Below are 15,195 nucleotides of genomic sequence, written 5' to 3' on the forward strand. Positions count from 1 at the left end.
AGAGGCCTGTCATGAATCCTCGTCCGACGCCATCACCGTTCAGCCCGATCGCAATTGGTCCGTTGACCCTGAAAAACCGTTTCATCAAGGCCGCCACCAACGAGGGCATGAGTGCCCAGGGCGTGCCGTCCAAACAACTGGTCAAGCTGCACTCGGCCCTGGTCGCAGGCGGCACCGCCCTGACCACTGTGGCCTATTGCGCGGTGAGCAGCGATGGTCGCACCTTGCCCAACCAGTTGACCCTCAGCCAATCCAGCCTGCCGCACTTCAAGGCCCTGACCGACGGGGTGCATCAGGCCGGTGGCCTGGCCAGCGCACAGATCACCCATGGTGGTTGCTTCACCTTCATCCGCGAACGCTCGACCAAGCGCCCACTGTCAGCCAGCGGCGGCTTCAACAAGATCGGCTTGATGAGCGGCATGTTCCTCAAGCAGGCGATGAACGAAGACGACATGCGACAAGTGGTGCGCGACTTCGCCCAAGGCGCACGCCTGGCGCGTCAGGCGGGTTTCGATGCCGTGGAGATCCACATGGGCCACGGCTACCTGCTCAGTCAGTTCATTTCGCCGATGTATAACAAGCGTCGCGACCAATACGGCGGCAACCTGGAAAACCGCCTGCGCTTTCCGCGTCGGGTGTTGCGAGCGGTGCTGGATGCAGTCGGCAAGGAGATGGCGGTCATCTGCAAATACAGCGTGACCGAAGGCGTGCGCGCCGGTAACAGCGCCGAAGACGGCGCGCAGATCGCACGCATGCTGGAAGAGGAGGGCGCGCACCTGCTGGTGCTCAGCGCGGGGATGAATGCCGAGTCGATCACCACCATGTTCGGTTCCTCCTTCCCCAAGGAAAACCGCGTGCAGCAGAAGAACAAGATCATCGCCCTGGCCATGGCTATCCAGCGTCGCAAGGAGCCGACCGTGGAATTCCGCGAGCTGTATCTGCTGGAACATGCACGCAAGGTACGTGCGGCGGTGAAAATGCCGTTGGCCTATCTGGGCGGTGCCAAGAGCCTGGCGAGCATCGAGAAAATCATGGCCGAGGGATTTGACCTGGTCGCCATGGGTCGGGTATTGCTGGCCGAAAACGACTACGTCAACAAACTCGCCACTGGCGCCAGCCGCGACTCGATCTGCACCGCCTGCAACCGCTGCGTGGCCATGATGTATACCCCCGGCGGCACCTCCTGCGTACTGGGTAAGCCCGGCGACGCAGTGTTGAACAGCCAGAAGGCGGCAGGGTAACAGATACACCAGGGTTTGGTTTGCCTGTGGGAGCCGGCTTGCTGGCGATGCGATGGTGGCCGTTACGCCGTCATCGCTGGCAAGCCAGCTCCCACAGGTTTTGCGGGGGTATGTTGGGTTCGTGGTGTGACTCACATCTGTAGGAGCCGGCTTGCTGGCGATGCGGTGGTGGCCGTTATGCCGTCATCGCTGGCAAGCCAGCTCCTACAGGATTGCGGGTGTACGCGGATTGTTGGCGGTACGAAAATCTGTAGGAGCCGGCTTGCTGGCGATGCGGTGGTGGCCGTTATACCGTCATCGCTGGCAAGCCAGCTCCTACAGGATTGCGGGTGTACGCGGATTGTTGGCGGTACGAAAATCTGTAGGAGCCGGCTTGCTGGCGATGCGGTGGTGGCCGTTACGCCGTCATCGCTGGCAAGCCAGCTCCTACAGGTTTTGCGGGGGTATGTTGGGTTCGTGGTGTGACACACATCTGTAGGAGCCGGCTTGCTGGCGATGCGGTGGGGGCCGTTATGCCGTCATCGCTGGCAAGCCAGCTCCTACAGGTTTTGTGGGGGTATGTCGGGTTTGTGGTGTGACACACATCTGTAGGAGCCCGCTTGCCGGCGATGGCGGTGGTGACGCTTATGCCACCATCGCTGGCAAGCCTCGCACAACGCGTCGCCGGTTCAACCGTGCTGCAGAAACTCAATGCAGCTACGGTTGAACAATTCCCGATGCTCCACCTGAACCCAATGCCCACACCGGTTGAGCACGATGAACCGCGCATTCGGTGCGCCGTCGATGATGCGCTGGGCGCCACTGATTGGGTTGAAGTGGTCGTTGCTGCCCCAGAAGCCAAGGATCGGGCACTGGATCTCGCCCAGGCGCGCTTCCATGTTCGGCACCATCATCGTGCTGAACAGGTTCTTCGGCTGTGTCACCGCCACCGCCACGCGTTCCTGCAGCAGGCTTTCCGGCAGGATCGACGCATCGAACAACTGCAAGCTCATCATGCTGCGCATCTCCTCCATGCCGATGGGGCCGGCGCTGAACAGGCTGACCATGCGCACGATGCCCTCCATCTTGAAGTAGGTCTCGCGCTCCTCGACACCACCCGGTGCCAGCAGGATCAGGCTCTGGGCAAGTTGTGGAAGGCGCAGGGCCAGGCCCAAGGCGATCGCGCCGCCCAGCGAATTGCCCAGCAGCGTGCAACGCCGCACACCGACGGACTCCAAAAACGCCGCCACGCAGTCGACGAAGAAGTCCAGGTTGTACTGCACGTCCTCGGGTTTGTCCGAACGGCCGAAACCCGGCAGGTCGAGCACGATATTGCGATAGCCGGCAGCGACCAATTGCGGGTAGTTGCCCTTGAAGTTGCTGAAGCCACTGGCGCCCGGCCCGCTGCCGTGCAGCCACAGCACCACGGGGCCGGCGCCCTCATCCAGATAGTGCAGGCGCAGGCCGTTGGGCAGGGTCGCGTAATGGCCGACGGGCAGGGGCAGGTCTACGGGTTGGTTCATGGGGTTCTCCATTGTCTGCGGATTCATGAGGCACAACCGCACCAGGCGCTGCGGCAGATTGCTGCAGTGAATTGAAGGGGAATACAGCGCCTGGCGTGGTGCGCGCTAGCGAATGCTGGGCGCTGACGCCGTCATTTACATCGTCCGTTCAGACCACGCGGCGCTAGTCCCATCGGACGATGTGGGCCGAGGCCCTGGCCGCTAATCATGCAAGTGACGGCTCCATTACAGCGGGCCGCAGCGTATTCGCACACTTGGAGATTGCTATGAAGTTACTCGATAAAGTGGCCTTCGTGACCGGTGCCGCCCAAGGCATGGGCCAGGCCATCGTGCGTGGTTTTGTCGCCGAAGGCGCGAAGGTGGTGGCTGTTGACCTGCACCAGGCGGCCCTGGCCGAGAGCCTGGCAGACTTGGGCGACAAGGTGCTCGCCCTGGCCTGCAACGTCGGTGACGGCGCCTCCGTGGCCGATGCCATGGGGCAGGCCGAGGAGCACTTCGGTGGCCTCGACATCCTGGTCAACAACGCCGGCGTGGGCGGGCTGGACAGCTTTCTCGAAACCACGGACGAGAGCTGGGCGCGGGTGATCGGTGTGAACCTGGGCGGCACCTTCCTGTGCTGCCGTGAAGGCGCCAAATTGATGGTCAAGGGTGGCCGCAAGGGCGCGATCATCAACCTCTCCAGCACCGCCGCGCTGACCGGCGAAGGCCCGAGCCACTACTGCGCCTCGAAAGCCGGGGTCATGGGCCTGACCCGTTCGATCGCCCGTGAACTGGCCGCCTGCGGCATCCGCGTCAACACCCTGGTACCAGGGCCGACCAACACCCCGATGATGGCCGGCATTCCCGATGACTACATGCAGGCGCTGCTGAAAAACGTGCCCCTGGGCCGTATGTGCGAGACCGACGAGATCGCCAGGGTCGCGGTGTTCCTGGCTAGCGAAGACGCCAGTTTCATGACCGGGCAGAACATCGCCGTCAACGGCGGCATGGCCTTTATCTGATCAGGGAGTCACTCATGAGCAAGCGTCTACAAGGAAAAATCGCCTTCGTCACCGGCGCCGGTTCCGGCATCGGCGAAGCCACTGCGCTGCGGTTCGCCGAAGAGGGCGCCACGGTGGTGCTGTGCGGGCGGCGCATTGAGCCGCTGCAAGGCGTGCAGGAGAAAATCCGTGCCCAAGGCGGGCAGGCCGAGATTGCCGTGGCCGACGTCAGCGATGAACAGGCCTACGTCGGTGCGCTGCAAGCCACCGCGCAACGTCACGGTCGCCTGGACATCCTGGTCAACAACGCGATGGCCTACACCTGGGGCGGTATCGACAGCATGACCACCGCCGACTGGCACGCCAACTTTGGCACCACCGTCGACGGCACCTTCTGGGGCACCCGCACCGCGATGCAGTTGATGAAAGCCCAGGGCGGCGGTTCGATCGTCAACATCGCGTCGATCTGCGGCCTGTTCGGCACGGCCTGGATGGCCGGTTACTCGGCGGCCAAGGCGGCGGTGATCAACTTCAGCCGGGCGGCGGCCAGCGAAGGCGCACCGCACAACATCCGCTGCAACGTGATCATTCCCGGGGTGGTCGACACCCCGGCCACGGCCGGCATGCTGGCCGACGCCAAGACCCGCAGCAACACCGAAAAAGTCATCCCGATGAAACGGGTCGGCCTGCCGGTGGAGCTGGCCAACGCCATCGTGTTCCTGGCCAGCGACGAGGCTTCGTATGTCACCGGTGCCAGCCTGGCGGTGGACGGCGGACGCGGTTCGGACCTGTACACGGTGCTCGACTGATGAGCCAGGACGCCAACGCTTTACTTGAGCGCATCGATCGCCTGGAGTCGCTGGACGCGATCCGCCAACTGGCCGGCAAGTACGCCCTGGCCCTGGACATGCGCGACATGGATGCCATGGCCAACTGCTTCGCCCCGGATGTGCGCGTGGGTCGCGACAAGAGCGGTCGTGTGCACCTCAAGGCATGGCTGGACGAAACCATGCGCAAGCAGTTCCATGGCACCTCCCATCACCTGGGGCAGCACATCATCGAGTTCAGCGATGCCGATCACGCCACCGGCGTGGTCTATTCGAAGAACGAACATGAGACCGGTCCCGAGTGGGTGATCATGCAGATGCTGTACTGGGACGACTACGAACGGATCGACGGGCGCTGGTGTTTCCGTCGCCGCTTACCGTGCTACTGGTACGCGACCGACCTCAACAAACCACCGATCGGCGGCCTGAAAATGCGCTGGCCAGGGCGCGAGCCGTACGCCGGCAGCTTCCACGAGCTGTTTCCGTCCTGGGATGCCTTCTGGGCGCAACGCCCGGACAAGGACGCCCTGCCGCAAATCGCCGAACCCGCACCGCTGGAGGGCTTCCTCAAGACCCTGCGCCGCGGGGCGGATGACCCGAAGATTCGCGTGCGCTGAACGGCAGCGAAGGCGTCCGTCCTGGCAACTCATGTGTTGCCTGACCCGGCGCTTTCGCTGCGATGCGGCGACCCGACAAGCCAGCTCCTACAGTGGGCGTCCATCCTGCCCGCCAATGTGGCATCTGCCCACGCCTTCGCCTGCTTAGTCTCAACGGACGATGAAGCCTCGGCCAGTGCTTCGCACAATGCTCCCCACAAAAGTCATTCAGCCAACGAGGACCCAGGCATGATCGACATTCGCGGTTTGAGCTATTTCGTCTCGCAGATCGAAAACCTCAGTCATTGGCAGCGTTACGCCGAAGACGTGCTCGGCATGCAAGTGAACCCGGCGCCGGGCGGTGGCTTGTACGTGAAAATGGACGAGCGTCCGTTTCGCATGCTGATCGTCGAAGGCAGCGAGGCGCGTTACCTGGCCTCTGGCTGGGAGTTGGCCAACGAGACAGCCTTCACGGCCGCCCTCGAGCACCTGAGCGCTGCCGGCATCGAATGGCAGCCAGGCTCCGCCACCGAGATCGAGCAGCGCGGCGTCCAGGCGCTGGTCAAGGTGACCGACCCGTCGGGCAACTGCCATGAGCTGAGCTGGGGCCATCGCTCCGACTGCCTGCCGTTCGTGTCGCCCCAGGGCGTGCCGCGTTTCATCACCGGCGACATGGGCCTGGGCCACACCGTGCTGCCGGCGCCGAACTTCGACGCCACCCTGGCGTTCGCCAAGGATGTGCTCGGCTTCGAGTTGTCGGACATTTTCAACTTCCGTCCCGACCCTTCGGTAGCACCGATCCGCATTCACTTCCTGCATTGCCAGAACGCTCGCCACCACAGCCTGGCACTGGCCGAGTACCCGGTGCCGTCCGGTTGCGTGCACGTGATGGTCGAGGTCGACTCGATGACCGAAGTCGGCCGCGCCCACGACCGTCTGCACGCCCATGCGGTGAACCTGTCGGCCACCCTCGGCCAGCACCTCAACGACCGCATGACCAGTTTTTACATGAAGACACCGTCCGGCTTCGATCTGGAGTACGGCTTTGGCGGGTTGCTAGTCGACTGGGCCGAGCATTCGGCTTTCGAGTTCACCCGCGTGAGCATTTGGGGGCACGACTTTTCGGTCGGCCAACACTAAGGAATTGTCATGATGAACAAACAACTGACAGCGGCCGATGCGGTTGCTCAATTGCGCGATGGCATGACCATCGGTTTCGGCGGCTGGGGCCCGCGGCGCAAGCCGATGGCGATCGTGCGCGAGATCCTGCGCTCACCGGTGAAGGACCTGACCGTGGTCGCCTACGGCGGTCCGGAAGTGGGCATGCTGTGCGCCGCCGGCAAGGTCAAAAAACTGGTGTTCGGCTTCGCCACCCTCGATGCCATTCCGCTGGAACCCTACTACCGCAAGGCCCGCGAAGCCGGCGAGCTGGAGTTGATGGAGCTCGACGAAGGCATGTTCCAGTGGGGCCTGCGCGCCGCCGGCATGCGTTTGCCGTTCCTGCCCACCCGTTGCGGCCTGGCCACCGACGTGACGCGCCTGAACCCGGCACTCAAGACCATCCAGTCGCCCTACGCCGATGGCGAGGTGCTGCTGGCGATGCCGGCGCTCAACCTCGATGTGGCGTTCCTGCACGTCAATGTCGCCGACCGCCTGGGCAACTGCCTTGTGACCGGGCCGGACCCGTATTTCGATCATCTGTTCGCCCGCGCCGCCCAGCAGTGCTTTGTCTCGTGCGAACGCCTGGAAGACCGCCTTGCGCTGAACGCCGAGCAGGCCCGTTTCAACACCTTCGAGCGCTATCTGGTCAGCGGCGTGGTGCATGCACCTCTGGGTGCGCATCCGACGCTCTGCGCCCCTGACTACGGCTGGGACATGAAGCACCTGAAGGGCTATGTCGCCAGCAGCCAGGCGGAAAACGGCTGGCAGGACTATGTGCAGACCTGGATCGCCGGTGGCGAGCAGGCCTATCAGGCACAGAACGGCGGTGCCGACTCCATGGGCGCCTTGCCCCTTCCCGTGTTCTGAGGATTATCGACCATGTCTGCAACCTGTGATTTCACCCTGGCTGAACTGATGATCGTCGCCGCCTCCGAGGCCTGGCGTGGCAATGGCGAGGTGATTGCCTCGGGCCTGGGCGTGATCCCGCGCCTGGGCGCCAGCCTGGCCAAACTGACCCACAGCCCGGAACTGTTGATGACCGACAGCGAGGCGTTCCTGGTCGAAGAACCGATCCCGCTGGGCCCGCGTGGCGACTACGTTGCGCGTTATTCGGGTTACATGTCGTTCGAACGAGTATTCGAATGCGTTTGGGGCGGGCGCCGTCACGCAATGATCGGGCCGACCCAGATCGACCGCTGGGGCCAGACCAACCTGTCCTGCGTCGGCGACTATCAAAAGCCCAAGACGGCGATCCTCGGCGTGCGCGGCCTGCCAGGCAACAGCATCAACCACCTCAACTCGTTCTTCGTGCCCAGCCATAACAGCCGGGTGTTCGTCAGCGGCGAAGTGGACATGATCTCCGGTGTCGGCTTCAAGGCCGAGCGCTGGCCCGAAGGCGCGCGTCGCGACCTGATGGACATCCGTTGCGTGGTCAGCGACCTCTGCGTCCTCGATTTCGATGGCCCGGACCGTGCGGTGCAGGTGCGCTCGTTGCACCCCGGCGTGACTTTCGAACAGGTCCAGGACAACACCGGCTTCCCGTTGCTCAAGTCGGCGCAATTGCGCGAGACCGCGCACCCCACTCAAGAGCAGTTGGCGCTGATCCGCCGACTCGACCCCCACGATTACCGCGCCACGGCGATCAAGGGCAACCCGCCCGGCATCCGTACGGCCTGAGGCAAGGACAGCGACCATGCACAGCAGCGACAGTGAATTCATCGTCCGCCAGGACAACGCCGTCTACGAGACGGACACCCCGGTGCTGTACAGCGTGGGCGAGGGTATTGCCACGCTGACGCTGAACCGGCCGACCTTCAACAACGCGCAAAACTCGCAGATGACCTACGCCCTGGACGACTTTTTTCGCCAGGCGGTGAACGACGACAGCGTCAAGGTCATCGTCCTGCGTGGCAACGGCAAGCACTTCTCGGCGGGCCACGATATCGGCACGCCGGGGCGCGATATCGACAAGCCGTTCGAGCGCGCACACCTGTGGTGGGACCACACCAACAAACCCGGTGGCGAGCAGCTGTATGCCCGCGAGCAGGAGGTGTACCTGGGCATGTGCCGACGCTGGCGCGAACTGCCCAAGCCGACCATCGCCATGGTCCATGGCGCGTGTATCGCAGGTGGCCTGATGCTGGCCTGGGTCTGCGACCTGATCGTCGCCAGTGACGACGCGTTCTTCCAGGACCCAGTGGTGCGCATGGGCATTCCGGGCGTGGAGTATTTCGCCCATCCCTATGAAATGAACCCGCGCATTGCCAAGGAATTCCTCTTCACCGGTGATCGCATGAGCGCCAACCGGGCCTGGCAGGTGGGCATGGTCAACCGCCTGGTGCCTCGTGATGAACTGGAGCAGGCCACCTATGCCCTGGCTGCCGGCATTGCCCGTCAGCCGCGCATGGGCCTGGCCCTGACCAAGCAGGCGATCAACCACGTCGAGGACCTGCAAGGCAAGCGCACGGCGATGGATGCGGTGTTCGCCTGGCACCACTTTGCCCATGCCCATAACGAGCTGTTGTCCGGCGACAAACTGGGCGGTTTCGACGCCAAGGGCATGGCCCGGGCCAACAAGCAGGCCGAGGATAAAAGCCAATGAACCGCTGGCTCGAAACGCCGCTGACCGAGGCCCTCGGTTGCCGTTATCCGATCGTGCAGACCGCCATGGGCTGGGTTGCCGACGCCAACCTGGTGATCGCCTCGACCGAGGCCGGGGGCTTCGGTTTCCTGGCCGGGGCGACCATTGCGGCTGCTGAACTGGAAGGCGAAATCCGCAAGGTGATCGACGCCACCGGTGGCAGCAATTTCGGTCTCAACTTCCATATGTTCCAGGACAACGCCACGCAGTGCGTCGACCTGGCGATCAAGTATCGGCTGCGCGCCGTGAGTTACGGGCGCGGTCCGGACAAGCAGACCATCGCGCGCTTCAAGGCGGCCAAGGTGCTGTGCATTCCCACCGTCGGTGCCTTGAAGCATGCGCTCAAGGCGGTGGAGCTGGGTGCCGACCTGATCACCATCCAGGGCGGCGAGGGCGGCGGCCATACCGGCGGCGTGCCCAGCTCGATCCTGCTGCCCCAGGTGTTGGCGGCCGTGAAGGTACCGGTGATCGCTGCCGGCGGATTCGCCACCGGCCGTGGCCTGGCCTCGGTGCTGGCCGCCGGTGGCGCCGGCATCGCCATGGGCACGCGGTTTCTCATGACCCGCGAATCGCCGACCCCGGCCGCGACCTTGGAACGCTACCTGAAGGTCAACGATCCGCAACGGGTGCGCGTGACCACGGCGGTGGATGGCATGCGCCACCGCATGATCGAAAACCGCTTCATCAATCACCTGGAGCAGGCGGGCCCCTTCGGTCGCCTGCGCATTGCCCTGGGCAGCGCCTGGCAGTGGAAGCAGCAGACCGGTATGAGCCTTGGGCACATGGCTTCTGTCTTCATCCGCGCGTTGCGTGAAGACCCGTCACAGCTGTCGCAAGTGGTGATGGCCGCCAACCAGCCGGTGCTGTTGCAGCGCTCGATGATCGACGGCGCCCCGGACGAGGGCATCCTGCCCAGCGGCCAGGTCGCGGCGGCCATCGGCGAGTTACTCAGTTGCCGCGAAGTCATCGAAGGCATCGCCAGCGAGGCCCAGCAGTGCCTGGACGCGCTCCTGGCCCGCAGCCAGACCCTCCCATCGAACCGTCCCGCCAGTATTGGAGAACCCCTGTGAACCAGGCATTTACCACACAACTCAATCAGGGGATCGCTGAACTCGTGATCGCCAAGCCACCGGTCAATGCCCTCGACAGCCAGCAATGGCACGCCCTGGCGCGGGAGATCGACGCCCTTGGGGCCAACCCCGAAGTGCGGGTGATCGTGATCCGCGCCGAAGGCCGGGGCTTTTGCGCCGGTGTCGACATCAAGGAGCTGGACCAGTACCCGGAGCGGATCGTCGAGGTCAACGCCGGTAACTACGCCACCTTCAAGGCCGTGCACCGCAACCCGGTGCCGGTGATTGTCGCGGTCCATGGTTTCGTCCTCGGCGGCGGCATCGGCATCACCGGTGCGGCGGACATCGTCGTCGCCTCTGACTGCGCGACCTTCGCCCTGCCGGAAGTCGACCGCGGCGCCATGGGCGGCGGTGCGCATCTGCAGCGCCTGTTCCCGGTGCAGAAAGTCCGCTACCTGTTCTTCACCGGCGACAGTATCGGCGCTCCAGAGGCGCTGCAATACGGCTTTATCGAGCGCGTCGTCAGCAAGGACCAGTTGCGCGAAACCGCCCTGGGCATCGCGGCGAAAATCGCCGAGAAGAGCCCGGCGATGATCCGCATCGCCAAGGAAGCCTTGAACGGCATCGAAGACGGCAACCTGGAAGACAAATACCGCTGGGAGCAGGGCTTCACCATGCAGGCCTACAGCAGCCCGGATTCTGCGGAAACGCGGCGGGCCTTCGTCGAAAAACGCGACGCCAAGTTCTGAGAGATCGCCATGGACCTGACTTACACCCCCAAGCAAAACGCCTTCCGCGCCGAAGTACGGGCCTGGCTGGCGGACAATCTGCCAAGTGAGCCCTTCGCCAGTTACGACAGTCGCGAAGGTTTTGAACAGCACCGCGCCTGGGAGGCCAAGCTGTTCGAGAGCCGTTGGTCGATGGTGATGTGGCCGGCCGAACTGGGCGGTCGCGGTAGCGACTTGATCGAGTGGCTGATCTTCGAGGAAGAGTATTACGGTGCAGGCGCACCGATGCGCATCAACCAGAACGGCCAGCTGTTACTCGGCCCGACCCTGATGGAGTTTGGCACCCAGGAGCAAAAGCAGCGTTTCTTGCCACGCATGGCCGAAAGCCTGGACATGTGGGCGCAAGGCTGGTCGGAGCCCAACGCCGGTTCCGACATGGCGGCGATCACCAGCAAGGCGGTACTCGACGGCGACCATTACGTGATCAACGGGCAGAAGACCTGGTCGAGCCGGGCGAACTTCGCCGACTGGCTGTTCGGCCTGTTCCGCAGCGAGCCGGGATCAACCCGTCATCACGGCCTGTCGTTCATCATGGTGCCGCTCAATACGCCGGGGGTGAGCATTCGCCCGATCAAGGCACTCAACGGCAAGGAAGCCTTCGCCGAGGTGTTTTTCGATGACGTTCGGGTCCCCGTGAACAACCTCATCGGTACCCAGGGGCAGGGCTGGCACGTGGCGATGGCCACTGCCGGCTTCGAGCGTGGTTTGCTGCTGCGTTCACCGGCGCGCTTCCAGTCCACGGCACGCAAGCTGGTCGAACTGTACAAGGCCCATCGCGTCAGTGCCGACCGCGACCCTGGTCTGCGCGATGCCGTGCTGGAGACCTGGATGTGCGCCGAGGCCTATGCGATGTCGGCTTACTACACCGTAGGACGCCTGAGCCGGGGCGAGCAGATCGGCGCCGAGTCGAGCATCAACAAGATCATCTGGTCGGAGCTCGACCTGAAGATGCACGAGACCGCCATGCGCATTCTCGGCACCCGTGGCGAGCTGGTCACAAAGGGCGCGTCAGCGGGCGATGCGGCGGGCTGGCTGGAAGGTTTTCTGTTTGCCCAGTCCGGGCCGATCTACGCCGGCACCAACGAAATCCAGCGCAACATCATCGCCGAGCGCATGCTCGGTTTGCCGAAATAAGGAACCGCCATGGACTTCACTTTCAACGATGACCAGTTGGCGTTCCGCGAAGCCATCAGTCGTTTCCTGATGACCGAAGCCGCGCCGGAGATGCTCCGGGAAATCTGGGAGACCGATGCCGGGCGCTCCCGGGACCTGCGCAACAAGATTGCCGGCCAGGGCCTCACCGCCTTGTCGGTGCCCGAGGCCGAAGGCGGCCTGGGCATGGACGATGTGACCTGGGCATTGATGACACAGGAGCTGGGCTACTACGCCATTCCCGACTCATTGGCCGACACCGCCTATGTCGCCACCGGCTTGCTCGCCGGTCTGCCTGCGGTGCATCCGGCGCGTGCCGACCTGCTGCCACGGATTGCCGACGGCAGCTTGCGGATGGCGATCAGTCATCCGGTCAATGCCTTGGTCAGCGATGCACAACTGGCCGAAGTGCTGATCCTCACCCACGGCGACGAGATCCATGTGGTGCCGCGCTGCGAAGTCAACGTGGACAACCACCTAAGTATCGATGCCTCACGCCGCCTGGGCCAAGTGACCTGGACTCCGTCGGCGCAGACCTGCATTGCCAGTGGCGAGCAGGGCCGTGCCTTGCTGGAGCGCATGCTGGACCGTGGTGCGCTGTCGGTGGCCGGGCAATTGCTGGGGCTGGCGCAGCGCATGCTCGACCTGTCGGTGGACTACGTGGCCCAGCGCAAACAGTTCGGCAAGCCGATCGGCAGTTTCCAGGCGGTCAAGCATCACCTGGCCGATGTCGCCCGTTATATCGAGCAGGCCAAGCCGGTGCTTTATCGCGCCGCCCATGCCCTGGCCCGGGGCGACGTCAACGCCGGTGTCCGGGTTTCTCAAGCACGCCTGGCGGCGAACGAGGCGAGCTGGATCGCCGCGCGCAAGGGCATCCAGGTGCACGGGGCGATGGGGTACACATGGGAAGTGGACCTGCAGATGTTCATGAAGCGCGCCTGGGCCCTCGATGCGTCCTGGGGCGACCGCGGCTTTCACAAAACCCGTGTCAGCGACTACCTGTTCGCCGACGCCACTGGCCTGGAGCCAGGGCATACTTTCGAGGAATGAGTCATGGCCCAGGCCTACATTGTTGATGCACTGCGCAGCCCCACCGGCAGGCGCAAGGGCTCTTTGAGCGAGATCCACGCGATAGACCTGGGCGCCCATGTGCTCAAGGCCCTGGTCGCGCGCAACGTGATCCCCGCGGAGGACTACGACGACGTGATATTCGGTTGCGTCGACACCATCGGTTCTCAGGCCGGCGACATCGCCCGTACCAGTTGGCTGGCCGCCGGCCTGCCGCTGACGGTGCCCGGAACCACCGTGGATCGCCAGTGCGGTTCGTCGCAACAGGCGCTGCATTTCGCCGCGCAGGCGGTGATGAGCGGCACCCAGGACGTGGTCGCGGTGGGCGGGGTGCAGACCATGACCCAGATCCCGATTTCCTCGGCGATGCTCGCCGGCCAGCCCCTGGGCTTTGCCGACCCGTTCTCGGGCAGCGTCGGCTGGCGGGCGCGGTTTGGCCTGCAGCCGGTCAACCAGTTCTATGCCGCGCAGCGGATTGCCGATCACTGGCAGATCAGCCGCGAGCAGATGGAAGCCTTTGCCCTGCAGAGCCACGAACGTGCCTTGGCGGCCATCGCCAGCGGCCGGTTCGCCCGGGAAATCGTCAGTTGCCAAGGGTTGGCGGTGGATGAAACGCCGCGCCACAGCAGCCTGGCGAAGATGGCCGAATTGCAACCGGTGGACCCGCAGTTCCCGTCGATCACCGCCGCCGTGTCCAGCCAGACCTGCGACGCTTCGGCAGCATTGCTGGTGGTGTCCGAGGCGGCACTCACACGCTACGACCTGACGCCACGGGCGCGGATTCATCACCTGACGGTGCTCGGCGACGATCCGATCTGGCACCTCACCGCACCGATTGCCGCCACCCGCCGGGCCCTGGCCAAGAGCGGCCTGAGCATGGCTGACATCGACCGGGTCGAGATCAACGAAGCTTTCGCCTCGGTGGTCATGGCCTGGGCCAAGGAGCTCGACTACGACCCGGCGCAAACCAACGTCAATGGCGGCGCGATTGCCCTGGGCCATCCGTTGGGCGCCACTGGCGCACGATTGATGACTACGCTGCTCAACGAACTGGAATGCAGTGGTGGTCGCTACGGCTTGCAAACCATGTGTGAGGGCGGCGGCCAGGCCAACGTGACCATCATCGAACGCTTGTAATTTTCCATGCGGGGGCCGCCACTTCGGGCGAGCAGCTACCCACTATTTTGAGGAGTCAAACATGGCTATCTGTGCAGACCGCACCGTGATCATCACCGGGGCCGGCGGCGGACTCGGTCGCGCCTACGCCCTGGCATTCGCCGCGCAAGGGGCCAATGTCGTGGTCAACGATATTCGCGCCGAGGCCGCGGAGGATGTGGCGGGGGAGATTCGCGCCAACGGTGGCCAGGCCATCGCCAACAACGACGACATAACCACCCTGGCCACGGCGCAGCGCATCGTCGATGCGGCACTGGCGGCGTTCGGCGAAGTGCATGTGCTGATCAATAACGCCGGCGTGTTGCGCGACCGCATGTTCATCAGCCTCAGTGAAGAGGACTGGGACATGGTCATGCGCGTGCACCTCAAGGGTCATTACTGCCTGGCCAACATCCTTGGTCGGCGCTGGCGCGACCTGGCCAAGGCCGGCACGCCGGTGGACGCGCGAATCATCAACACCAGCTCCGGCGCCGGGTTGCAAGGCTCGGTGGGGCAGTCCAATTATTCGGCGGCCAAGGGTGGCATTGCCTCGCTGACCCTGGTGCAAGCGGCGGAACTGGCGCGCTACGGCGTCACCGCCAACGCGCTGGCACCGGCCGCCCGCACTTCGATGACCGAGGGTGCGATGCCCGACGTAGTGAAAAAACCCGAGGACGGCAGCTTCGACGCCTGGGCCGCGGAAAACGTCGCGCCGTTGGTGGTCTGGTTGGGCAGCTCGGCCTCGGCCCACGTCAGCGGGCAGGTCTTCGAAAGCCAGGGTGGACGTATCTCCCTGGGCGAGGGCTGGCGCACGGGCGTCACCTGCGACAAGGGCGCGTTGTGGAAAGTCGAAGAGATCGGCGCGGCGGTGGACGCCATCCTTGCCGAAGCGCCGAAGCCACAGAAAGTCTGGGGAGGCTGAAACCCCGACCACTGGGGGAGCCGGCCTGCCGGCGATGGCGTCCTGACAGCCGACCCATCTCCCACGGCCGTACCCGATCCACTGTAGGAGCA

At 64.3% G+C, this 15,195-nt stretch carries 15 protein-coding genes; 14 read left to right on the top strand and 1 reads right to left on the bottom strand.

Annotation, left to right across the window (positions count from 1 at the left end; translation table 11 throughout):
* Positions 1-11: 11 nt before the first annotated feature.
* A complete protein-coding gene (locus NPS56_RS11285) occupies positions 12-1,241 on the top strand; it encodes an NADH:flavin oxidoreductase (RefSeq protein WP_274074683.1) in 1,230 nt (409 codons plus the stop codon).
* Between the two features lie 668 nt (positions 1,242-1,909).
* Here the strand turns inward: NPS56_RS11285 and NPS56_RS11290 are convergent.
* Positions 1,910-2,743 carry an alpha/beta fold hydrolase gene (locus NPS56_RS11290; protein WP_274074684.1) on the bottom strand — a complete coding sequence of 278 codons (834 nt, stop codon included), beginning with the start codon at positions 2,741-2,743 and terminating at the stop codon, positions 1,910-1,912.
* Positions 2,744-3,009: 266 nt separating this feature from the next.
* On the opposite strand from NPS56_RS11290, the gene NPS56_RS11295 reads away from it, so the two are divergent.
* The 13 genes from NPS56_RS11295 (at position 3,010) to NPS56_RS11355 (ending at position 15,103) form a co-directional block, all read left to right on the top strand.
* Complete coding sequence (locus NPS56_RS11295) at positions 3,010-3,744, top strand: SDR family NAD(P)-dependent oxidoreductase (protein WP_274074685.1); 735 nt, start codon at positions 3,010-3,012, stop codon at positions 3,742-3,744.
* Between the two features lie 14 nt (positions 3,745-3,758).
* Positions 3,759-4,532: an SDR family NAD(P)-dependent oxidoreductase gene (locus NPS56_RS11300; RefSeq protein WP_274074686.1), complete on the top strand. Its 774-nt coding sequence runs from the start codon at positions 3,759-3,761 to the stop codon at positions 4,530-4,532.
* The gene (locus NPS56_RS11305) at positions 4,532-5,167 is read left to right on the top strand and encodes a nuclear transport factor 2 family protein (protein WP_274074687.1); all 636 of its coding nucleotides are present in this window, start codon (positions 4,532-4,534) and stop codon (positions 5,165-5,167) included. Before NPS56_RS11300 ends, NPS56_RS11305 begins: the two co-directional genes overlap by 1 nt.
* A gap of 228 nt (positions 5,168-5,395) precedes the next feature.
* On the top strand, positions 5,396-6,286 hold the full coding sequence (locus tag NPS56_RS11310) for a VOC family protein (RefSeq protein ID WP_274074688.1): 891 nt from the start codon (positions 5,396-5,398) through the stop codon (positions 6,284-6,286).
* 12 nt (positions 6,287-6,298) lie between these two features.
* Positions 6,299-7,174: a CoA transferase subunit A gene (locus tag NPS56_RS11315; protein ID WP_274074798.1), complete on the top strand. Its 876-nt coding sequence runs from the start codon at positions 6,299-6,301 to the stop codon at positions 7,172-7,174.
* A 12-nt stretch (positions 7,175-7,186) separates the two neighbouring features.
* The gene (locus NPS56_RS11320) at positions 7,187-7,984 is read left to right on the top strand and encodes a CoA-transferase subunit beta (RefSeq protein WP_274074689.1); all 798 of its coding nucleotides are present in this window, start codon (positions 7,187-7,189) and stop codon (positions 7,982-7,984) included.
* A gap of 16 nt (positions 7,985-8,000) precedes the next feature.
* Positions 8,001-8,909, top strand: a complete 909-nt coding sequence (locus tag NPS56_RS11325; protein ID WP_274074690.1) for an enoyl-CoA hydratase — start codon at positions 8,001-8,003, stop codon at positions 8,907-8,909.
* Entirely contained in the window at positions 8,906-10,018 is a 1,113-nt protein-coding gene (locus NPS56_RS11330) for an NAD(P)H-dependent flavin oxidoreductase (protein WP_274074691.1), read from the top strand. The genes NPS56_RS11325 and NPS56_RS11330 overlap by 4 nt, the downstream gene beginning before the upstream one ends.
* Positions 10,015-10,767 (top strand): enoyl-CoA hydratase family protein, encoded by a 753-nt coding sequence (locus NPS56_RS11335; RefSeq protein ID WP_274074692.1) that lies wholly within the window; start codon positions 10,015-10,017, stop codon positions 10,765-10,767. Before NPS56_RS11330 ends, NPS56_RS11335 begins: the two co-directional genes overlap by 4 nt.
* 9 nt (positions 10,768-10,776) lie before the next feature.
* Complete coding sequence (locus NPS56_RS11340; RefSeq protein WP_274074693.1) at positions 10,777-11,940, top strand: acyl-CoA dehydrogenase family protein; 1,164 nt, start codon at positions 10,777-10,779, stop codon at positions 11,938-11,940.
* Between the two features lie 9 nt (positions 11,941-11,949).
* The gene (locus NPS56_RS11345; RefSeq protein WP_274074694.1) at positions 11,950-13,008 is read left to right on the top strand and encodes an acyl-CoA dehydrogenase family protein; all 1,059 of its coding nucleotides are present in this window, start codon (positions 11,950-11,952) and stop codon (positions 13,006-13,008) included.
* 3 nt (positions 13,009-13,011) lie between these two features.
* Positions 13,012-14,163, top strand: a complete 1,152-nt coding sequence (locus tag NPS56_RS11350; RefSeq protein WP_274074695.1) for an acetyl-CoA C-acetyltransferase — start codon at positions 13,012-13,014, stop codon at positions 14,161-14,163.
* 61 nt (positions 14,164-14,224) lie between these two features.
* Entirely contained in the window at positions 14,225-15,103 is an 879-nt protein-coding gene (locus NPS56_RS11355; protein WP_274074696.1) for an SDR family oxidoreductase, read from the top strand.
* Positions 15,104-15,195 lie beyond the last annotated feature (92 nt).

The organism is Pseudomonas putida (genome assembly GCF_028682635.1).
Taxonomy (GTDB): domain Bacteria; phylum Pseudomonadota; class Gammaproteobacteria; order Pseudomonadales; family Pseudomonadaceae; genus Aquipseudomonas; species Aquipseudomonas putida_AE.